The 19,819-nt window shown below is 64.7% G+C and carries 27 protein-coding genes; 19 read left to right on the plus strand and 8 right to left on the minus strand.

The genetic code is table 11. The features are described 5' to 3' along the window. The first annotated feature begins 20 nt into the window (after positions 1 to 20). Positions 21 to 383, plus strand: coding sequence for a response regulator transcription factor (locus DEA8626_RS00405; protein ID WP_108851109.1), 363 nt, complete (start codon positions 21 to 23; stop codon positions 381 to 383). A 3-nt stretch (positions 384 to 386) separates the two neighbouring features. Here DEA8626_RS00405 and DEA8626_RS00410 read toward each other — a convergent pair whose 3' ends face one another. Then, a complete protein-coding gene (locus tag DEA8626_RS00410) occupies positions 387 to 1,361 on the minus strand; it encodes a glutathione S-transferase family protein (RefSeq protein WP_108851110.1) in 975 nt (324 codons plus the stop codon). 242 nt (positions 1,362 to 1,603) lie between these two features. Between DEA8626_RS00410 and DEA8626_RS00415 the strand changes: the two genes are divergently transcribed. Then, a complete protein-coding gene (locus tag DEA8626_RS00415) occupies positions 1,604 to 1,954 on the plus strand; it encodes a hypothetical protein (protein WP_108851111.1) in 351 nt (116 codons plus the stop codon). A 10-nt stretch (positions 1,955 to 1,964) separates the two neighbouring features. On the opposite strand, the gene DEA8626_RS00420 is transcribed toward DEA8626_RS00415, so the two are convergent. Continuing rightward, positions 1,965 to 3,137 carry a MalY/PatB family protein gene (locus DEA8626_RS00420; protein WP_108851112.1) on the minus strand — a complete coding sequence of 391 codons (1,173 nt, stop codon included), beginning with the start codon at positions 3,135 to 3,137 and terminating at the stop codon, positions 1,965 to 1,967. Positions 3,138 to 3,240: 103 nt separating this feature from the next. Here DEA8626_RS00420 and def (DEA8626_RS00425) point away from each other — a divergent pair, with 103 nt between their 5' ends. The 4 genes from def (DEA8626_RS00425) to DEA8626_RS00440 are packed head-to-tail and all read left to right on the plus strand — an operon-like array spanning position 3,241 to position 5,460. Further along, positions 3,241 to 3,762: a peptide deformylase gene (def, locus tag DEA8626_RS00425; RefSeq protein WP_108851113.1), complete on the plus strand. Its 522-nt coding sequence runs from the start codon at positions 3,241 to 3,243 to the stop codon at positions 3,760 to 3,762. Next, positions 3,759 to 4,262, plus strand: coding sequence for a peptide deformylase (gene def / locus DEA8626_RS00430; RefSeq protein WP_108851114.1), 504 nt, complete (start codon positions 3,759 to 3,761; stop codon positions 4,260 to 4,262). Before def (DEA8626_RS00425) ends, def (DEA8626_RS00430) begins: the two co-directional genes overlap by 4 nt. After that, positions 4,259 to 5,164 (plus strand): methionyl-tRNA formyltransferase, encoded by a 906-nt coding sequence (gene fmt / locus DEA8626_RS00435; RefSeq protein WP_108851115.1) that lies wholly within the window; start codon positions 4,259 to 4,261, stop codon positions 5,162 to 5,164. Before def (DEA8626_RS00430) ends, fmt begins: the two co-directional genes overlap by 4 nt. A 53-nt stretch (positions 5,165 to 5,217) precedes the next feature. Next, positions 5,218 to 5,460 (plus strand): GlsB/YeaQ/YmgE family stress response membrane protein, encoded by a 243-nt coding sequence (locus tag DEA8626_RS00440; RefSeq protein ID WP_108851116.1) that lies wholly within the window; start codon positions 5,218 to 5,220, stop codon positions 5,458 to 5,460. Here DEA8626_RS00440 and DEA8626_RS00445 read toward each other — a convergent pair. The 4 genes from DEA8626_RS00445 to ispH are packed head-to-tail and all read right to left on the minus strand — an operon-like array spanning position 5,457 to position 8,079. Beyond that, complete coding sequence (locus DEA8626_RS00445; RefSeq protein WP_108851117.1) at positions 5,457 to 6,077, minus strand: trimeric intracellular cation channel family protein; 621 nt, start codon at positions 6,075 to 6,077, stop codon at positions 5,457 to 5,459. The two genes, DEA8626_RS00440 and DEA8626_RS00445, sit on opposite strands and share 4 nt — an antisense overlap. Further along, on the minus strand, positions 6,064 to 6,549 hold the full coding sequence (gene rnhA, locus DEA8626_RS00450) for a ribonuclease HI (RefSeq protein ID WP_108851118.1): 486 nt from the start codon (positions 6,547 to 6,549) through the stop codon (positions 6,064 to 6,066). Before rnhA ends, DEA8626_RS00445 begins: the two co-directional genes overlap by 14 nt. Further along, positions 6,542 to 7,135, minus strand: coding sequence for a class I SAM-dependent DNA methyltransferase (locus DEA8626_RS00455; protein ID WP_108851119.1), 594 nt, complete (start codon positions 7,133 to 7,135; stop codon positions 6,542 to 6,544). The genes rnhA and DEA8626_RS00455 overlap by 8 nt, the downstream gene beginning before the upstream one ends. Then, entirely contained in the window at positions 7,132 to 8,079 is a 948-nt protein-coding gene (gene ispH, locus DEA8626_RS00460; RefSeq protein ID WP_108851120.1) for a 4-hydroxy-3-methylbut-2-enyl diphosphate reductase, read from the minus strand. The genes DEA8626_RS00455 and ispH overlap by 4 nt, the downstream gene beginning before the upstream one ends. Before the next feature lie 144 nt (positions 8,080 to 8,223). Between ispH and DEA8626_RS00465 the strand changes: the two genes are divergently transcribed. After that, a complete protein-coding gene (locus DEA8626_RS00465) occupies positions 8,224 to 8,814 on the plus strand; it encodes a calcium-binding protein (RefSeq protein WP_108851121.1) in 591 nt (196 codons plus the stop codon). A gap of 107 nt (positions 8,815 to 8,921) precedes the next feature. On the opposite strand, the gene DEA8626_RS00470 is transcribed toward DEA8626_RS00465, so the two are convergent. After that, on the minus strand, positions 8,922 to 9,494 hold the full coding sequence (locus DEA8626_RS00470) for a LabA-like NYN domain-containing protein (RefSeq protein ID WP_108851122.1): 573 nt from the start codon (positions 9,492 to 9,494) through the stop codon (positions 8,922 to 8,924). Positions 9,495 to 9,544: 50 nt separating this feature from the next. Here DEA8626_RS00470 and folK point away from each other — a divergent pair, with 50 nt between their 5' ends. The 12 genes from folK (at position 9,545) to recO (ending at position 19,302) form a co-directional block, all read left to right on the plus strand. Beyond that, positions 9,545 to 10,189: a 2-amino-4-hydroxy-6-hydroxymethyldihydropteridine diphosphokinase gene (folK, locus tag DEA8626_RS00475; protein WP_245890659.1), complete on the plus strand. Its 645-nt coding sequence runs from the start codon at positions 9,545 to 9,547 to the stop codon at positions 10,187 to 10,189. A gap of 81 nt (positions 10,190 to 10,270) precedes the next feature. Continuing rightward, complete coding sequence (rpoZ, locus tag DEA8626_RS00480) at positions 10,271 to 10,624, plus strand: DNA-directed RNA polymerase subunit omega (RefSeq protein ID WP_108851123.1); 354 nt, start codon at positions 10,271 to 10,273, stop codon at positions 10,622 to 10,624. Positions 10,625 to 10,655: 31 nt separating this feature from the next. Next, a complete protein-coding gene (locus DEA8626_RS00485) occupies positions 10,656 to 12,779 on the plus strand; it encodes a RelA/SpoT family protein (protein WP_108851124.1) in 2,124 nt (707 codons plus the stop codon). A 21-nt stretch (positions 12,780 to 12,800) separates the two neighbouring features. Next, the gene (locus tag DEA8626_RS00490) at positions 12,801 to 13,457 is read left to right on the plus strand and encodes a DUF2062 domain-containing protein (protein WP_108851125.1); all 657 of its coding nucleotides are present in this window, start codon (positions 12,801 to 12,803) and stop codon (positions 13,455 to 13,457) included. Between the two features lie 93 nt (positions 13,458 to 13,550). Continuing rightward, a complete protein-coding gene (locus tag DEA8626_RS00495) occupies positions 13,551 to 14,297 on the plus strand; it encodes a pyridoxine 5'-phosphate synthase (RefSeq protein ID WP_438502422.1) in 747 nt (248 codons plus the stop codon). Continuing rightward, positions 14,294 to 15,271, plus strand: a complete 978-nt coding sequence (locus DEA8626_RS00500) for an NADPH:quinone reductase (protein WP_108851126.1) — start codon at positions 14,294 to 14,296, stop codon at positions 15,269 to 15,271. Before DEA8626_RS00495 ends, DEA8626_RS00500 begins: the two co-directional genes overlap by 4 nt. 2 nt (positions 15,272 to 15,273) lie before the next feature. Beyond that, positions 15,274 to 15,699: a holo-ACP synthase gene (gene acpS / locus DEA8626_RS00505; protein ID WP_108851127.1), complete on the plus strand. Its 426-nt coding sequence runs from the start codon at positions 15,274 to 15,276 to the stop codon at positions 15,697 to 15,699. Between the two features lie 58 nt (positions 15,700 to 15,757). Further along, positions 15,758 to 16,534, plus strand: coding sequence for a signal peptidase I (gene lepB / locus DEA8626_RS00510; RefSeq protein WP_108851128.1), 777 nt, complete (start codon positions 15,758 to 15,760; stop codon positions 16,532 to 16,534). Next, positions 16,531 to 17,220 carry a ribonuclease III gene (gene rnc / locus DEA8626_RS00515; protein WP_108851129.1) on the plus strand — a complete coding sequence of 230 codons (690 nt, stop codon included), beginning with the start codon at positions 16,531 to 16,533 and terminating at the stop codon, positions 17,218 to 17,220. Before lepB ends, rnc begins: the two co-directional genes overlap by 4 nt. Continuing rightward, positions 17,213 to 18,136, plus strand: a complete 924-nt coding sequence (gene era / locus DEA8626_RS00520) for a GTPase Era (protein WP_108851130.1) — start codon at positions 17,213 to 17,215, stop codon at positions 18,134 to 18,136. Before rnc ends, era begins: the two co-directional genes overlap by 8 nt. Further along, entirely contained in the window at positions 18,126 to 18,467 is a 342-nt protein-coding gene (locus tag DEA8626_RS00525) for a DUF1491 family protein (RefSeq protein WP_108853248.1), read from the plus strand. The genes era and DEA8626_RS00525 overlap by 11 nt, the downstream gene beginning before the upstream one ends. Before the next feature lie 112 nt (positions 18,468 to 18,579). Continuing rightward, positions 18,580 to 19,302, plus strand: a complete 723-nt coding sequence (gene recO, locus DEA8626_RS00530) for a DNA repair protein RecO (protein WP_108851131.1) — start codon at positions 18,580 to 18,582, stop codon at positions 19,300 to 19,302. Here recO and DEA8626_RS00535 read toward each other — a convergent pair. After that, a complete protein-coding gene (locus DEA8626_RS00535) occupies positions 19,293 to 19,700 on the minus strand; it encodes an META domain-containing protein (protein ID WP_108851132.1) in 408 nt (135 codons plus the stop codon). The genes recO and DEA8626_RS00535 overlap by 10 nt on opposite strands. Between the last annotated feature and the right edge of the window lie 119 nt (positions 19,701 to 19,819).

Consider the following 19,819-nt stretch of genomic DNA (forward strand, 5'->3'; position numbering starts at 1 on the left):
GGCGGTAGGCGAGGATAGCCATGCGCGTTCTCATCGTGGAAAGCGATCCCAACCTCGGCTGGCTTTGGAAACGCCATCTGGAGCGGTTCTCGGCAGAGGTCCGCATCGCACGCGGCCAGGCCGAGGCCGTGGCGTTTCTCGAGGCGCAGTCCGTCGAAGTGATCGTGCTCGACCTCGTTCTCGAGGAAGGCAGCGCCATCGCGGTCGCCGATTATGCGAGCTACCGCCATCCGTCCACGCGCGTCGTCTTTGTCACGAATACCAGCTTCTTCTCGGACGGTTCGATCTTTCAGCACATTCCGAACGCCTGCGCTTTCCTGCCGAGTGCCACGCCGCCCGAAGACCTCGCGGCGGTGGTGGAACACTACGGCAGCACCGGCTGAGCCTCAGCCGCGCCTGTGGGGGGAGTCAAAATCCAGGATCGGATTGATCGGAATGATCCGGTGCGGATTGATGCTCTCGTGGCTGAAATAGTAGTGGCGCACGATGTGATCGAGCCGCACCGTCGCGGCGACGCCGGGATGCTGATAGAGGGCACGCGTGTAGTCCCAGAGGTTCTCGTAGTCGATCAACCGCCGCCGGTTGCACTTGAAATGCGTGTGATAGACGCTGTCAAAGCGCACGAGCGTCGGGAAGAGCCGCCAGTCCGCTTCTGCCAGCCGGTCGCCCATAAGCCAGCGCTGCCGCGATAGCCGGTCCTCGAGCCAGTCGAGAGAGTCGAACAAAGCCGCGACGGCAGCGTCGTAAGGGCCCTGCCGAGTAGCGAAACCCGCCTTGTAGACGCCGTTGTTGACCGTGTCGTAGATGCGCGCGTTCACGGGTTCGATCGCCGCGCGCAGATCTTCCGGCCAGTAGTCGTCCGTGTTGCCGGTGAGGTGGTCGAAGGCGGAATTGAACATGCGGATGATCTCGGCGCTTTCGTTCGACACGATCGTGCCGCGCTTCCCGTCCCAGAGCACCGGTGTGCTGACCCGGCCTGTCATCCCCGGCTCGGCGCGGAGATAGATATCACGGAGGAACTCCGTGCCGTGGAGCGTGTCGCCCGTCGCGCCGGGAAAATCGGTGCGGAAGGTCCAGCCGTCGTCCAGCAAATCCGGATGGGTCACCGAGACGCCGATCAGGTCCGTGAGCCCCTTGAGCGCGCGGAAGATCAGCGTGCGATGAGCCCAGGGACAGGCGTAGGACACGTAGAGGTGGTAGCGCCCGGCCTCGGCGCGAAAGCCTCCTTGGCCCGAGGGGCCGGGCGCGCCGTCAGGCGTGACCCAGTTGCGGAAGGTGGACTCGGCTCGACGGAACGCACCGTCCGTGGGGGCGGAACCGTTTCCGTCAGCCGACCATCTGCCGTCGATGAGCTTACCCATGCTTGCCGTTCCTCCGTCGCCGCTTGGCATAAGAAATATGAAAGCGACACCTCCGCCGGAACCGGCCGAGGCGCGGAAACGTTCTGCATCCTTGCACAGACAAACGCCCCGGCGATTGTCTGGCGACAACGAACAGAGTGACCCTGCGGAACCCTATTGAGCGCAGGACTGCCGGCGGTAGGGCGCAAAAGCTTGATTCTGACGGAAAAAGGTTCATTCTTGTGGTTCTGGGGGAAGGTGTGATGACGGACTATCTGCCGGACGAGGTGCGCGCCGGGCTTGAAGAGGCGCGAAAACGCGAGATGCGGCGGCGCTCGAGACTCTGCGTGCACGCGGATGACGACGTCTATCCGATCCTGCGGTTCTGGGATACCGGCTTCGCGCTCGACGCCGACCAGGTCGAGCATCTGAGGGGACTCGTCGACATCTACGACGGGCCGCGCCATCTCTACCAGTCGCTGATCGTGGCCTCCGGGGTGGAGGGTGGCGAGCTCATCTGCACGATGAAGCGCTCGACCGAGGCGCGCGAAGGTCCCGCGCTCGACTACGCGCGCGACGACGATGCGCCCAAGGGCTATCTGCCGCGCACCTGACGCAACTCGCTTATTGCAGGTCGGCGAAAGCCCTCTGCATCCGCTCCACCGCGTCGTCGATCCGCGCCCGCGGCATGGCGATGTTGAAGCGCAGGTAGCTCTCGCCCCCCAGGCCGAAGACCGGACCCGGGCTCGCCGCGATCTTCGCGCCTTGCGCGACGCGGCCCACGAATTCCTCGCGCGCCATGCCGGTGCCCGCGAAGTCGACCCAGGCGAGGTAGGTGGACTGCATCGGCATCATCTTCAGCCCGGGGACCGCGTTGATCCCGTCCAGCATGCGGCGATGGTTTGCGTCGAGATAGCGGGTTAGCCCATCGACCCAGTCCGCGCCCTCGGGTGAGTAGAGCGCGGGCGTCATATGCATCGACATCGAGTTGGGCGAGATCGAAAGCTGGTGGATGCGGCGCGCGAAAGCTGCCCTGAGCGCCTCATCGTGAATGATCGCATTTCCGCAATGCATACCGGCCACGTTGAAGGTCTTAGACGTCGCGGTGAGCATGATCAGCCGGTCGGCGATCCCCGGATCGACAAGCGGCATGGCGATGTGCTTGCGGCCGGGATAGACGAGGTCGTGATGGATCTCGTCCGAGACCAGGATCAGGTCGTGGCGCTTGGCGAACTCGGCCATGCCCTGAAGCTCTTCCCGTGTCCAGACCCGGCCGCCGGGATTATGCGGCGAACAGAGGATCGCCATCTTTTCGCCGCCTGTCATCTGCGCGTCCCAGGCGTCGAAATCCATCGCGTACATGCCGTCGCGGATGGCGAGCGGGCATTCGACCAAGCGCCGGTCGTTGGCGCGGATCACGCGGGCGAAGGCGTGATAGACGGGGGTGAATATCACCACCCCGTCGCCGGGCTTCGTGTAGCATTCAAGACAGAGCGACACCGCGTTGACGATGCCATGCGTCGTGAAGATCGCCTTCGCGTCCACGTCCCAGCCGTGGCGCGTCTTCATCCACCACTGGATTGCGGCGTCGTACTCGGTCTTGTCGCCGAAATAGGTGAAGAGCGCGCTGTCGGCCAGGCGCTTGACCGTGTCGATCATGCCCTGTGGCTGACGGAAATCCATGTCGGCCACCCACATGGCCAGCCCGTCCTCGGACGACACGCCGAGCTTGTCCTCCATCGTGTCCCACTTTTCGGAGTGCTGCCCGCGGAAGTCGATGAGTTCGTCGAAATTCATGATGGTCCCTCTGATCCGCGCGCAGGTTAGCCATCGGGGTGTCCGGCGCAAGAGGGTGCGGGCGGCATTGCACGCGCCTGAGGCTTGGCCTAAATCGGGGCGCATGACGATACGCCCGATCCTGATCCATCCTGATCCGCGCCTGAAGAAGCTTTGCGATCCCGTGACCGAGCTCACGGACGAATTGCGCGCCACTGCCGCGGACATGCTTGAGACGATGTACGACGCGCCGGGCGTCGGGCTCGCGGCGCCGCAGGTCGGGGTCATGCAGCGGATGCTCGTGATGGACTGCATCAAGGATCCCGAGGCCAAGCCGCGCCCGATGGTGCTGATCAATCCCGAGGTGACGTGGACCTCGGACGAGACGAACACCTACGAGGAAGGCTGCCTTTCGATCCCCGAGCAATACGCCGACGTCACCCGGCCCGCCGAGGTGAAGGTGCGCTGGATGGATCTCGAGGGTGCCGCGCAGGAAGAGCAGTTCGCCGGTCTTTGGGCGACCTGCGTCCAGCACGAGATCGACCACCTGAACGGCAAGCTCTTCATAGATTACCTGACGCCGCTCAAGCGCCAGCTCATCACGCGCAAGATGCAGAAGCTGAAGCGCGAAAAGGCGCGCTTGTGACGGTCAGGCCCTTCGTTCCCTATTCCGACAAGCGTCTGCGGACTACGGCAGAGCCGGTCGCGGCGGTGACCGAAACGGTCCGGATGATTTGGGACGACATGGTCGAGACAATGGACGCCATGCCGGGTTACGGTCTCGCCGCGCCGCAGATCGGGATCATGATGCGGCTCGCCGTCGTCGATTGTTCGGACAAGCGCGGGCAGGCGGTCAAGATGGCCAACCCGGAAGTGCTCCACGCCTCGACCCAGATGCGCAAACACGAGGAGGCGAGTCCGAACCTGCCGGGCATCTCGGCGGTCATCGAAAGGCCCCGCGCGGTGACCGTGCGCTTCCTGAACGAGGACGAGGGAGTCGAAGAGAAGGATTTCGTGGGCCTTTGGGCGACGAGCGTCCAGCATCAGATCGACCACCTGAACGGCAAGATGTTCGTCGACCATCTTTCGCCCCTCCGGCGCAAGATGCTGGTCGCCAAGGCGGAGAAGCTGAGGGGGCGCGCGTGAGGGTCGTCTTCATGGGCACGCCGGACTTTTCCGTCCCGGCGCTCGAGGCGCTTCATTCCGCGCACGACATCGTCCGCGTCTACACCCAGCCGCCGCGACCTGCGGGCAGGGGAAAGAAGGACCGGCCGAGCCCGGTTCAGGCGAGAGCCGCGGCGCTGGGCCTGCCGGTCCGTCACCCGGTCAGCCTCAAGGGAGCAGTCGAGCAGGCAGACTTCGCCGCGTTGAAGGCAGATGTCGCCGTCGTCGTCGCCTATGGGCTGATCCTGCCGCAGGCGGTGCTGGATGCGCCTGCGAAAGGCTGCCTCAACATCCACGCCTCTCTCCTGCCGCGCTGGCGGGGGGCGGCGCCGATCCACCGCGCGGTCATGGCCGGGGATGCGGAGACCGGCGTCTGCATCATGCAGATGGAGGCGGGGCTCGATACGGGGCCGGTAGTCGCCTGCGAGCGGACGCAGATCGCGGCGGAGGAAACGACGGGCGATCTGCATGACCGGCTGGCCGGGATGGGCGCGCGGCTGATCCTGTCGGTTCTCGACGCTGTCGGGACAGGTGTCGGGACGGATGCCATACGCCAACCCGACGCGGGCGTGACCTATGCCAGCAAGATCGACAAGGCCGAGTCGCGGGTCGACTGGACCCGCCCGGCGGTAGAGGTCGACCGCCAGATCCGGGGGCTGTCGCCCTTTCCCGGCGCATGGTGCCCGGTCGCTGGCGAGCGCGTGAAGCTCCTCCGCTCGCGTCTCGCGAAAGGACAGGGTGCTCCCGGCGAGGTGCTCGGCGGGTTCACCATCGCCTGCGGCACGGGCGCGGTCGAAGTTACAGAGGCGCAGCGTGAAGGAAAGAAGGCCATGCCGGCGTCGGAGGTGCTGAAGGGGCTGCATCTGCCCGACCGAATGGAGTGAGCATTCACACGCGGCCGCGTCCGCCCCATATTGAGGGACATGGGGGGCAGGACATGGGCATCATCGGACTGATCATCATCGGCGCGGCGGCGGGCTATATCGCCACGCGGATCATGGGCGTTGAGGCGGATCTGCTTTCGACCGTCGGGATCGGGGTGCTGGGCGCCATCACGGGCGGGCTGGTGCTGCGCTTCATCCTGACCGTCTCGGGCTGGCTCGGCGGCTTCGTGGGCGCCGTGCTCGGGGCGATGGCACTGATCTGGCTCTGGCAGACCTACGGACCGAGACGCCGCTAGCTGCGCGGCGGGCGCGATCTGTAGACCGGCAGGCTCCAGCCGAAGATCAGGCTGCCGGCGCGCAGCGTGAAGGTCGTCCCGGCGCAGACAAGAAGGGCGAGCCCGATCGGCAGAAACTGCGTTGCCACCAGCGCCGCCGCCGCCCCGGAAAAGGCGGCGGTGACGTAAAGTTCGCCCTGCTTCAGCACCAGCGGCACCTCATTGCAAACGACATCGCGCATCAGCCCGCCGAAGCAGCCCGTCGCCACACCCATCAGCAACACGATCCCCCAATGCGCGCCAAGCGCCAGCGCGACCCCTGTTCCTGCCGGAACGGCGACCGACAGGGCGCAGGCATCGAGCCAGGTCAAAACTTTCAGCCGGCTCTCGAAGAGGTGCGCCGTGAAGAAGACGAGGATCGCGGCCGCCACCGCGACCGCGATGAAGGACGGTGCGGCAACCCAGAAGATTGGGTGGCGGTCGAGCAAGACGTCGCGCACCGTGCCGCCGCCGACGGCGGTCAGGCTCGCGACGAAGGCGAAACCGACGATGTCGAGCTGCGCGCGGCTCGCCACCAGCGCGCCGGTCAGCGCGAAGATGAAGACCGAGGCGTAGTCGAGCAGCTCAAGCAGGGTCATCGGCGGCTTTTTTCGGCTTCTTCGGCTTGAACGGTTTCATGCCCTTGCGCGCGAGTTCGTCGGCGCGCTCGTTCTCGGGATGGCCGGCATGGCCCTTGATCCATTCCCACGTCACGTCGTGGCGGGCCTGCGCCTCGTCCAATCGAAGCCACAGGTCAGCATTTTTGACCGGCTTCTTGTCGGCCGTGCGCCAGCCGTTCCGTTTCCAGCCATGGATCCATGTCGTGACGCCGTTCTTCACGTAGGCCGAGTCCGTCACGATCGTGATCGCCGAGGGCCGCGTCAGCGTTTCGAGTGCGGTGATCGCCGCCAAGAGCTCCATCCGGTTGTTCGTGGTCTGCGCCTCGCCGCCCTTCAGTTCGCGTTCGCGCAGAACTCGGTCGCCATTCCGCGCGATCATCAGAACACCCCAGCCACCCGGGCCGGGATTGCCCGAGCAGGCCCCGTCGGTATAGGCGACAAGCTCAGGCATGGGCGCGCATGACGATCCAGGGATCGAGCGTCCCCGCCAGACCGCGCTCGGCCCCTTCCTCGATAGAGGTGACCGTGAACCCCGCGTCGCCGAGAAGGCCCAGAAGTTCGTCGCGGGAATAGTAGGTGTAGAACCGGTCAAGCGTGTCGCGTGCTTCGCCGGTCCCGGTCTTCATCCCGATATGGAACAGCCCGACCGGCCTCATTGCGCGGTGAAGGCTTGCCAGATGGCCCGGCACATCACCGCGCGCCGCATGGAGAAGCGAGAAGTTCGCCCAAATGCCGTCATAGATTGCCACGCCGTCGATTTCGTCGAACGTCGCGAGGCGCGCGCGGATCGCATGGTGCGCGTTGGCGAGCCGCACCATCTCGGCCGAGCCGTCGACCGGATCGGGCGCCAGCCCGGCGGCGCGCATGAAGGCGGCGGCATCGCCCGGCCCGCAGCCGAGGTCGAGAACGCAGGCGCCTTTCGGCAGCGCGTCTATAAAGCTCTGCAAGTGCCGGTCGGGCCGGTCAGAACCGAAACGCGCGGCATATTCCGAAGCCTTCGCGTCGTAAACCGCAAGGGTCCGGCTGTCCGCGTTCATGCAGGTTCTCGCAGCACGCGCGGCACCTTGAACTCGACCCGCTCCTTCGCGGTTTCCACAAGCTCTACCCTCACATCGAAGCGGGCGCGGAAGGCGTCGATGACTTCGTTCACGAGCACTTCGGGCGCCGAGGCACCGGCCGTCACGCCGACGGCGCGGATACCGTCAAGCGCCCGCCAATCGATGTCCGCAGCCCGCTGGACGAGTTGCGAATAGGGGCAACCGGCGGCGCGGCCAACCTCGACGAGGCGCTTGGAGTTCGACGAATTCGGCGCCCCGATCACCAGAAGCGCGTCAATACCGGGGGCGATGGCCTTTACAGCCTCCTGCCGGTTCGTCGTGGCGTAGCAAATGTCTTCCTTGTGCGGTCCAACGATCACGGGGAAACGCGCATTCAACGCGCCGACGATATCAGCCGTGTCGTCGACCGACAGCGTGGTCTGGGTGATGAATGCCAGCTTGTCGGGATCGCGCGGCGTGAGATGTGCGACGTCGCCGACGGTTTCCACCAGCAGCACTTCGCCGTCGGGAAGCTGGCCCATCGTGCCGAGCGTCTCGGGATGGCCCGCATGTCCGATCATCACCATTTGAAGGCCGTTTTGATGGTGCCGCTCCGCCTCGATATGGACCTTCGAGACGAGCGGGCAGGTGGCATCCACGAAGGTCATTTCGCGCCGTGCCGCCTCTGCCGGCACCGCCTTGGGTACGCCATGCGCGGAGAAGATCACCGGCCGGTCGTCAGGGCAATCGTCAAGCTCCTCGACGAAGACGGCTCCTTTCGCGCGCAGCCCGTCCACGACGAAGCGGTTGTGCACGATCTCGTGGCGCACATAGACGGGCGCGCCCCATTTCTCGAGCGCCATCTCGACGATCTTGATCGCCCGGTCGACACCGGCGCAAAAGCCGCGCGGCGCGGCGAGGTAGAGCGTGAGCGGTGCCGGCATCGGGTCCGATCCTCGATCCTTAGGTTGCGGCGCAAGTTATGATACACTGCGCACCGCAACAACCGGGTGCGGTGCGATTATGCGCCGCGCAGACCGCTTGTTGCGGACTTGCTTTGAACGAAGAACTTTTCAGGAGGAATTATCATGGCCAGAGGCGATTCAAATCCTAGCAGCAGCGGCACCCCTTTCGGTGGCTACATACCGCCTTATGTCTTCTACAACACCATCTACGCCTCGGGCGGATTCACCTACGGTACACCGTTCCACGACATCATCTATGGCACGCGCGGCGTCGATGTGGTGGCCGGGGGCGCCGGCAGCGATATCATCTACGGCTATAGCGGCGACGACCGCATCGTGGGGGAATCCGGGCATGACCAGATTTTCGCCGGAATCGGAGACGACTGGGCATTTGGCGGAACCGGCAATGATACGATCGATGGCGGGTCGGGTGACGATCGCATTGCAGGCGACGAGGGCGACGATGTGCTGACCGGCGGCTCCGGTGTCGACAAGTTCGAGTTCACCGTCGGCGACGGCAACGATGTCGTGACGGATTACGAGCCCGGGATCGACGAGTTCTTGTTCTTCGCCGCCTATGTGAACGGGCCGATCGACCACAGCTTCACATTCACGAACGAGGGCATTCTGATCGAGTACGGCGATCAGGGCGATTCTGTGCTGCTTCAGGGCGCGACGTTTTATATTCCGGGCGATTTCGGATTCTTCCACTGACGCGTGGTGGTTCTTTCTGAGAGGCGGAATGCAACAAAGCCCGACTTTGCGCTTCCCTGGGGCGCAGGGTCGCGGTGCACCGTCATGCGAGAGCTACCGCTCCGCCGTCACTTGCCGTTGGCGGTCTCCTCGGCGCGGTCCATGCGCGGTTCGCGCGGGGGGCGCCCGATCACTTCGCGCAGTGCATCAAGCTCAATAAAGTTGTCGGCCTGACGGCGCAACTCATCCGCGATCATCGGCGGTTGCGAACGGATCGTCGAGACAACCGAAACGCGAACGCCCTGGCGCTGGAGGCTTTCCACGAGCGGCTTGAAGTCGCCGTCGCCGGAGAAGAGAACGATATGATCTATCCGCGGCGCAAGTTCCATGGCATCGACCGTCAGCTCGATGTCCATGTTACCCTTTACTTTCCGCCGGCCCTGACTGTCGGTGTATTCCTTCGCGGGCTTCGTGACCATGCAGAAGCCGTTGTAGTGCAACCAGTCGACAAGCGGCCGGATCGGTGAGTAGTCATCGTTCTCCAGAAGCGCCGTGTAATAGAACGCGCGTAACAGTTTGCCGCGACGCTCAAATTCCTGGCGGAGGAGTTTGTAGTCGATGTCGAATCCAAGCGACTTTGCCGCCGCATATAGATTCGAGCCGTCAATGAACAGCGCGAGCCGTTCGTCCTTGTAGAACATCAATTGTTCCTTCCAATATCCCCTCGCCGGTCCATCCGTGAAACGTTTGGGTGGGCAAACTGAACGGGCCCGGCGATCTTCCCCACATTAGTTTAGGATTAGACAGAGTGACACACAATTTGGTATCTGTCCAAAAGGACAGGATAGCAGCGATCGCGCTTGGCGGCAATCTGCTGTCAACCTTGGGATTTCCTGAGCAGAACATAATTCGCGCTATGCGCGATGTGCAGGAGCGAATCGGTGGGATTGTCGCCGTTTCGAGGCTGTACCGCACGCCCGCCTTCCCGCCCGGATCAGGGCCCGACTTCGTGAATGCGGCGCTGCTGCTCGACACGGGGCTGTCCGCGCCCGCCCTCCTTTCCGAGTTGCACGCCATTGAGCGTGACCACGGGCGCGAGCGAAAGGAGCGTTGGCGCGCGCGGACGCTCGACCTCGATCTCCTCTGGCTGGATGATACCATCCTGCCGGATACTCCGACGCTCGAAAGCTGGATGTTGTTGCCTGCCGAACGGCAGCGGACCGAGTCGCCCGATCGCCTGATCCTGCCGCATCCGCGTTTGCAGGACCGGGCTTTCGTGCTGATTCCCCTGGCCGAGATCGCTCCGTTCTGGTGCCACCCCCTGACCGGCCAGACGGTTGCCGAGATGGCCGCGGCGCTGCCCGAGGCCGATAAAGCGGCAATTTGCCCGCTTTGACCGGGAATCTTGGCTTGTCAAGGGGGATGCGAGGCCCTAAATAGCGGTCTCCACATCTCCCAGGTCGATTGGAGCATTCAGATGGCCCGCGTGACGGTTGAAGATTGCGTTGACAAAGTCCCGAACCGGTTCGAGCTCGTGATGCTCGCTTCGCATCGCGCGCGCGAAATAGCGTCCGGCGCGCCGCTGACGATCGACCGCGACAATGACAAGAATCCGGTCGTTGCACTGCGCGAGATCGCCGATGAGACGCAGGGTTCCGCCGAACTGCGCGAGCGGATGATCGAAAGCAATCAGACCCAGATCGAGGTCGACGAGCCCGAAGACGACGCGATGGCGCTCCTTATGGGCGCCGAAGTCGACCGTCCGGCCGAGGACGACATGTCCGAGGAGAAGCTTCTCAGGGCGCTGATGGAAGCCCAGGGGCAGGGCTGAGGACAACGATGTCCGGGGTGCTGGCGCGGGAATGATCGACGTCGAAGACCTGATCGCGCTGGTTCGCAACTACAATCCTCGAACAAACACCGGTCTGATCCGGCTGGCCTATGACTACGGCCGCTACATGCACCACGGCCAGAAACGGCATTCGGGCGAGGATTATTTCAGCCACCCCGTCGCCGTCGCCGCCATCCTGACCGAGCAGCGGCTGGACGACGCCACGATCATCACCGCGCTCTTGCATGACGCGATTGAGGACACGAAGTCCACCTATGTGGAGATCGCCGAGAAGTTCGGCGCCGAGATCGCGGAACTGGTGGACGGGGTCACCAAGCTTACGAATCTTCAGCTTTCGTCGACCGAGACCAAGCAGTCGGAGAATTTCCGCAAGCTCTTCATGGCGATGTCGAAGGATCTCAGGGTGATCCTCGTCAAGCTCGCGGACCGGCTGCACAACATGCGCACGATCAAGTCGTTGCCCATGGAGAAACAGGTCCGCAAGGCTCGCGAGACGATGGACATCTTCGCACCCCTCGCCGGCCGCATGGGCATGCAATGGATGCGCGAGGAGCTCGAGGACCTCGCCTTCAAGGTGCTGAACGCCGAGGCGCGTTCGTCGATCATCCGCCGCTTCATCACGCTCCAGAAGGAGACCGGCGACGTGATCCACAAGATCACCGCCGACATCCGCGCCGAGTTTGAGAAGGAGGGGATTGATGCCGACGTCTTCGGCCGCGCCAAGAAGCCCTACTCGATCTGGCGCAAGATGCAGGAAAAGCAGCTTGCCTTCTCGCGGCTCTCCGACATCTACGGTTTCCGGGTGATCTGCCGCAATGAGGTGGACTGCTACCGCATCCTCGGGGCGATTCATCGGCGCTGGCGGGCGGTGCCGGGGCGGTTCAAGGACTATATCAGTCAGCCGAAGTCGAACGGCTATCGTTCGATACACACGACCGTATCCGGCCGCGACGGCAAGCGTGTCGAGATCCAGATCCGCACGCGTCAGATGCACGAAGTCGCCGAAGCCGGCGTTGCCGCGCACTGGTCCTATCGCGACGGCGAACGCGCCCAGAACCCTTTCGCCGTCGATCCAGCAAGGTGGATCGCGGCACTCACCGAACGGTTCGACAACGGCGAAGACCACGACGAATTCCTCGAGAATGTGAAGCTCGAGATGTATTCCGACCAGGTCTTCTGCTTCACGCCCAAGGGCGACGTGGTGCAGCTTCCGAAGGGCGCGACGCCGATCGACTTCGCCTATTCGATCCACACGAGGATCGGCAATTCCTGCGTCGGCGCCAAGGTCGATGGCATCCGAGTGCCGCTCTGGACCCGGCTGAAGAACGGGCAATCAGTCGAGATCATCACCGCGTCCGGGCAGCGCCCGCAGGCCACCTGGATCGACATCGTCGTCACCGGCCGCGCGAAATCCGCGATCCGGCGGTCCCTGCGCGAGGAGGACAGGGAGCGCTTCGTCAAGCTCGGTCAGGAGCTCGCGCGCGTCGCCTTCGAGCATGTCGGCCGCCGGTCCACCGAGAAGGCGCTCCGCACCGCGGCCAAGACACTCGGCCTCGGCGACGAAACGGAGGTCCTCGCGCGTCTCGGCAGCGCGGAGCTGACCGCCCGGGAGGTGATCGAGGCGATCTACCCCGAACTCGCCACGCAGCAGGCCGTCGAAGAGGTCGACGCCCGCCGCGCGGTTGTTGGGTTGACCGCCGATCAGTCCTTTCGCCGTGCGAATTGCTGCCAGCCCGTACCGGGCGAGAGGATTGTTGGCATCACCTATCGCGGACAGGGTGTCGTCGTGCACGCAATCGATTGCCCCGCGCTCGCCGAGTTCGAGGAACAGCCCGGTCGCTGGGTCGACCTGCACTGGCATTCGGGCCGCCACCCACCCGTCTACACCGTTAGCCTGAACACGACGATCACCAACGACGCAGGCGTGCTCGGTCGAATCTGTACGTTGATCGGCGAGCAGAAGGCCAATATTTCCGATCTCACTTTCGTCGATCGAAAGCCGGATTTTTACCGTCTTATTGTGGAAGTTGACCTCAGGGATGCTGAGCATCTGCATACGGTGCTGACCGCGCTCGAAGCGGAAAGCGATGTTGCGCAGATCGAGCGTTACCGCGATCTTGGTCGCAAGCCCTGAGGGGCGGAAGGGGAACGGGTTTTGGTTTTCAAGAGGCGCAATCCGCGGTCTTACCTGCAGATTATCGCCGAGGCCCTCTGGCCGCGCGGCGGCTGGACCCGCGCCTTCCATTACGTCAAACATCGCGTGCGACGATTGCCGGACGATCCCCATCGCATCGCGCGCGGCATCGCCGCGGGTGTGTTCACGAGCTTCACCCCGCTTTTCGGCATGCATTTCGTGATCGCCTTTTTCGTTACGCGCGTCATCCGCGGTAACATCCTGGCCTCTCTCCTGGCGACCTTCGTCGGCAATCCGATCACCTTCCCGGTCATCGCCTTCACGTCGATGAAGCTCGGCCACCTCATTCTCGGCACGACTTTCGACGAAAGCAAACACCCCACGCTTTTTGGCAAATTCGTGGGCGCGGGCGAGGATCTGAAGCACAATTTCTTCGCGATCTTCACCGACGCGACGGCACATTGGAGCAATCTCTACAATTTCTACAATGAGATTTTTCTGCCCTACCTGGTTGGCGGGCTCGTGCCTGGCTTGGTGTGCGGCGTCGTTTCCTACTATTTGTCCGAACCGGTTATCGCCGCCTATCAGAAGCGCCGGCGCAAAAAGCTGAGAGCGCGTTTCGAAAAGCTGAAGGCCCGGCTTCACGCCCGCGTGGGGGAGCGGCACGAACAGGGCTGAGTGCACGATTGTATCCGTGACGATTCCGGCGTTCACACTTTGCGGACCTGCCGCTACCTTGACCCCGTGGCACAGGCGGGAACGGAGCGGATCGTGGACTATCTGCGACTTGGCGTGAACATCGATCATGTGGCGACCGTGAGGAACGCGCGCGGTTCGGCCTATCCAGATCCGGTGCGTGCCGCGAAACTCGCGGAAGAGGCGGGCGCGGACGGTGTCACCGCGCATCTGCGCGAGGATCGCCGCCACATCACCGATGGCGACATCGAACGGCTGATGGCGGCGCTGTCGGTGCCCTTGAATTTCGAGATGGCCGCTACGGACGAAATGCAGAAGATCGCGCTTCGCCATCGCCCGCACGCCGTCTGCATCGTCCCCGAGAAGCGCGAGGAGAGAACGACCGAAGGCGGGCTTGAGGTCGCGCGTGAGGAAAACCGTCTGGCGCATTTCATTGCGCCCCTGGCCGAGGCCGGCTGCCGGGTGTCGATCTTCATCGCCGCCGACCGCGCCCAGATCGAGGCTGCGCACCGGATCGGCGCGGCGGTGGTCGAGCTTCATACCGGCGCCTATTGCGACCTGCACGCCGAGGGCCGGCTCAAGGAGCGCGACGAGGAACTCGCGCGGCTGCGGGACATGGCCGCCTTCGCCCATTCGCTGGGGCTTGAGGTCCATGCCGGTCACGGCCTGACCTACGAGACCGTTGGCCCGGTCGCCGCCTTTCCCGAAGTTCGCGAACTCAATATCGGCCATTTCCTAGTCGGCGAGGCGATCTTCACCGGCCTGACGGCCGCGATCGCCGGAATGCGCCAGCGGATGGACGCGGCGAGGGCGGTCGGATGAGGGCTGTCTGGTACGAAGGCTTCGGTCCCGCGGACGAGGTGCTGGTCACCGGCGACTTGCCCGACCCGGAACCCGGGCCGGGGGAGGTGCTCGTGCGACTGAAGGCCAGCGGCGTCAATCCGTCCGACGTCAAGCTCCGCGCCGGCGCACGTCCGGGCGTGACGATGGCCTGGCCGAAGATCGTGCCACATTCCGACGGCGCGGGGGTGATCGAGGCCGTGGGAGCGGGCGTCGACGTCGCGCGCATCGGCCAGCGCGTCTGGATCTGGAATGGCCAGTGGCAGCGCGCCTTCGGCACCGCGGCAGAACTAATCGCGCTTCCAACCGAGCAGGCGGTCCCCTTGCCGGAGGGCACGAGCTTCGCCGACGGCGCATGTCTCGGCATCCCCGCCATGACCGCCTGGTTCGCGGTCTTCGGCGACGGTCCTGTCGAGGGCAAGACCGTGCTGGTTACGGGCGGTGCAGGCACGGTGGGGCGCTACGCCTGCCAGATGGCCCTGCTTGGAGGTGCGCGCGTCATCGCGACGGTTTCTTCGGAGGAGAAGGCGAACCACTCCACTGCTTCCGAGTGGGTGAACTACCGCGAGGCCAACGTGGCCGAGACGGTGGCCGAAGTGACGGGTGGCGCCGGTGTCGACCGGATCGTCGAGGTTGACTTCGCCGCCAACCAGGCGGCGTCGCTCGCGCTGATCAAGCCCGGCGGCACGATCGCGGCCTATGCCTCAGCCTCCGACGTGCGGCCCGCCCTCGACTTCTATCCGTTCATGTTCAAGAACACTGTTCTGCGGATGCTGATCGTTTATCTTCTCGACGCGCAAACGCGCCGCCGTGGAGAAGATCAGCTCACCCGCTGGCTCGCCGAAGGCGCGCTATCGCATGCCGTCGTCCCGGGCGGCGGGCTGGCCTATGCCGCCGCCGCGCACCGCAGGGTAGAGGCGGGCGACAAGCTTGGTACCGTGGTCCTGGATATCTGACAATGATCCTCGGAATCGGCACGGACCTCTGCAATATCGACCGCATCCAAGGCACGCTCGACCGCTTCGGCGACCGGTTCCGGAACCGCGTCTTCACCGAGACCGAGCAGCGAAAGGCCGAACGCCGCCACGACACAGCCGGCACCTACGCCAAGCGCTGGGCGGCGAAGGAGGCCTGCTCGAAGGCGCTCGGCACGGGGCTGAGGATGGGGATCGCCTGGAAGGACATGGGCGTCGCCAACCTCAGGACTGGTCAGCCCGTGATGACGCTGACCGGCTGGGCCGCCGACCGGCTGGCCGAGATGACGCCAGACGGGCACAAGGCTATCGTTCATGTGACGCTGACCGACGACCATCCCTGGGCACAGGCGTTCGTCGTCATCGAGGCACGCCCCGTCGCCACGCAACCGGCCGCGAGCGAAACTTGACTCCCCGACGCGGGGCGATCATGTAGCTGCACGCATGAGAGCAGGGGCAGGAAACAGTATGTCGGGTACCGCCAAGGACGGGATCGTCGAGACGATCAAGACGGTCATCTACGCGCTTCTGATCGCGGGTGTGTTCCGGACGCTCTTCTACCAGCCGTTCTGGATCCCCTCCGGCTCGATGAAGGACACGCTGCTGATCGGCGACTTCCTTTTCGTCAACAAGATGGCCTACGGCTATTCAAAGTATTCCTGCCCCTTCGCAATCTGCCCGATTTCGGGCCGCATCTTCGCCTCGGAGCCCGAGCGCGGCGATGTCGTGGTCTTCCGGCATCCGGCAAACGGGTCCGATTTTATCAAACGCCTCGTCGGCCTGCCGGGCGACACCGTGCAGATGAAAGACGGAATTCTGTGGCTTAACGGCCAGCCCGTCCCGCAGGAGGACGCGGGAATGTTCGAAGAGATCAAGGAACCCCAGGGTTCGCAGCGCAACATCCCGCAATGCGCAAACGATCCCATCGGCATCGGCGGACAGTGCCTGAAAGAGCGCCGGACCGAGACGCTCCCGAACGGTGTCAGCCACGACGTCCTTAACATCCGCAACGGAGCAGCAGACAACACGCCGGTCTACACGGTGCCCGAAGATCACTACTTCTTCCTCGGCGACAACCGCGATAACAGCCAGGACAGCCGCTTCGCGCTGCCGAACGGGGTGGGCTACCTGCCGTCCGAGTATCTCATCGGGCGCGCCGACCGCATCATGTTCTCCTCCGCCGGCCGCTCGCTCTTCTTCTTCTGGACCTGGCGAGGGGACCGTTTCTTCAAGGCGGTGGAGTGAAGCTCTCGACCGACTTGCAAGCCTTCGCGGCCCGGATCGGGCATGACTTCCGGCGCCCGGAACTGCTGGTCCGCGCCGTCACCCATGCCTCGATCGCAACGCCCACCCGGCCCGACAACCAGCGGCTCGAGTTTCTTGGCGACCGGGTTCTGGGTCTAGTCATGGCCGAGGCGCTCCTAGCCGCTGACAAGGCGGCGACGGAAGGACAGCTCGCGCCGCGGTTCAATGCCCTTGTCCGCAAGGAGACCTGTGCGGAGGTCGCGCGCGAAGTCGCGCTGGGCGAAGTGCTAAAGCTCGGCCGGTCCGAGATGATGTCGGGTGGGCGGCGCAAGGAAGCGCTTCTTGGCGATGCGCTTGAGGCGGTGATCGCGGCGGTTTACCTCGATGGCGGCTTCGATGCGGCCCGGGCGCTCGTACTGAAACTCTGGGGCAAGCGCATCGTCACGGTCGAGGCGGACGCGCGTGACGCCAAGACCACGCTTCAGGAATGGGCCCAGGCGCGCGGCCTGCCGCCCCCGACCTATGAGGAGATCGGGCGCGAGGGGCCGGACCATCAGCCGTTGTTCACCGTCGAGGCGCGGCTTGCGACGGGCGAGGCGGAGCGGGCAAGGTCCGGCGCGAAACGGCAGGCCGAACAGGCGGCGGCAAAGGCGCTCTTGGCGCGGATGGAGAAGGCGGATGACTGAGTCTGGTGAAGAGACACGCGCAGGCTTCGTGGCGCTGATCGGAGAGCCGAATGCCGGCAAATCGACGCTGTTGAACCGCATGGTCGGCGCGAAAGTGTCGATCGTGACGCATAAGGTCCAGACAACACGCACCCGCATTCGCGGCATCGCAATGGAAGATCAGTCGCAGATCGTCTTCGTCGACACGCCTGGTCTTTTCCGCCCGCGCCGCAGGCTCGACCGGGCGATGGTCGCCGCGGCCTGGGGAGGCGCGGCGGATGCAGACATCGTCGTGCTTCTGGTGGAGGCGCATCGCGGGTTGACGCCGGGCGTCGAGGCAATTCTGGATGCGCTGAAAGAGCGCGCGAGCGATAAGCAGCGTGTCGCCCTCGCCATCAACAAGATCGATCGCGTGAAGGCGGAGACGCTGCTGGCCATGACGCAGAAGCTGAACGAGGCCTATCCGTTCGAAAGGACGTTCCTGATCTCGGCCGAACGCGGCCACGGCGTCGACGATCTGAAGACATGGCTCGCCGCGGAACTCCCCCAGGGACCGTGGCTCTACCCCGAAGACCAGATCGCCGACCTGCCGCTCAGGATGATCGCCGCCGAAGTGACGCGCGAGAAACTCACGCTGCGGCTTCACGAGGAATTGCCCTACCAGCTTACTGTGGAGACAGAGAAATGGGAGGAGCGCAAGGACGGCTCGGCCCGCATCGACCAGATCGTCTACGTCGCCCGCGACGGCCACAAGGGCATCGTGCTAGGCCACAAGGGCGAGACGATCAAGGCCGTCGGCCAAGCCGCGCGGGCGGAACTGACCGAGTTCCTCGGCCGCCCCGTCCATCTCTTCCTGCAGGTCAAGGTGCGCCCCAACTGGCTCGAAGAAAAGGAGCGCTATTCCGAGATGGGGCTCGAGTTCCGGGATGGTGACTGAGCCGCGGCTTGCCACCGACTTTTGGGTCCGCGCCTATATCGCGCGGCTCGAAGCCGCCCACATTCCCGCCTATGTGACCGCGCGGGGTGATCCGACCGCGGGCGCGGTGCTTGTCAAGCTCGCCTCGCTCGACGGGCAGGCGAAGCTTTTCCAGCGCAGCTTCGACCTCATGACCGGGGCGCGCGCCTGGGTCGTGCTGTCCGAGGGTCCGGAACCCGACGTGGACGAGGCCATCGGCCGTCAGCGAGCGACCGATCCGGATCTCTGGGTCATTGAGATCGAAAGCCGCGGTGGCCGCACGTTGCTCGATGAAGACGGGCTCGCGCACTGATCCCTCGCATGCTGGCCAAGCGCCTCGGTGGTTGGGCAGCAGCGCCCCCGATGCGACATGGACATTCCTTTCGGCCGCAGGGATAGTTCGCGGAGGCTGCTTCGGAGGGCAGATGGACTGGCGTGACGTGGGGGCGCTTCTCGCCGTAAGGACGCACGGCGAAACTTCGGCGATCATCGAGGTCTTCACGGCCGATCACGGCCGACATGCCGGCGTCGTGCGCGGTGGCGCGTCGCGCAAGACTGCGCCGCTTCTGCAACCCGGAGCGCAGCTTGACTTGACCTGGCGCGCGCGGCTTGAAGATCATATCGGTACGTTTACGGTCGAGCCGGTCCGCTCCCGCGCCGCGCTGCTGTCGGACCGTCTCGCGCTAGCAGGCCTCAACGCTATCTGCGCGCTTTTGCATTTCACGCTCCCCGAACGCGAGCCCCACCCCGATCTCTATGCCCGCTCGATCGCGCTTCTCGACACGCTCGGCGCGGCGCCCGGCTGGCCGCTCGACTATCTCCAATGGGAGCTCATGCTGCTTGAAGAGCTGGGCTACGGCCTCGATCTGACCGGCTGCGCCGTCAGCGGAAGCCGTGAGGATCTGGCTTACGTGAGCCCCAAGACCGGGCGCGCGGTGTCGCGCGACGCGGCGGGAGACTGGGCCAACCGTCTTCTGCCCCTGCCGCCCTGCTTGCTCGGGCAGGGCCCTGCGTCGGGATCGGAGATCGCCGACGGTCTGAGGACGACGGGATACTTCCTCGAACACCGCCTTGCCTACGACCTCCGTGGCCGCGGCCTGCCCGAGGCGCGGCGGCGTCTCGTGGACATGCTGGCCCGTCAGGGCTGATCCGCCGCCTCGCGCTGAAAGACCATCTCGCGACCGTCTGTGTTGGACAGGATCAGGATGTCGTCCTGCACTTCGGCGAGCGTCATCTCCGTCAGCGCACGGAAATAGGCGTTCTCGGCCTGAAGGTCGGGACAGGCGCGGCGCGTGGACAACAGCATTTCGGCCTGAAACCAAGGGTAGGGTGCGCCTTGCGTGCCGTTGAAAGCGTTGCAGGGTCCATCCCCCGATATCCGCCCCGGTGCTGGGAACCCGAGTGTCGCGCGCGCCTCGAACGCCGCGCCATCAAGCTCCGAGAGCCGCCATGTCCCTTCGCGCGCGCCATGGCCTGACAGCGTCTCGTCACCCGCGCAGGCGCCGAGCGTGGCGGAAAGGGCGAGGCAAAGCGGGCTGAGGCACATGCGGATCATGCCTTGAGGAGACAGAAGCCCGGCCCCAGTGGCAAGCCCCTAAGTCTCCTGACGAGGAGCGCAAGCGACATCCGCGTCGGAAATCGTCGCGACGTCCCTGCGCGCGACGG

The sequence above is a fragment of the Defluviimonas aquaemixtae genome (assembly GCF_900302475.1).
GTDB lineage: Bacteria > Pseudomonadota > Alphaproteobacteria > Rhodobacterales > Rhodobacteraceae > Albidovulum > Albidovulum aquaemixtae.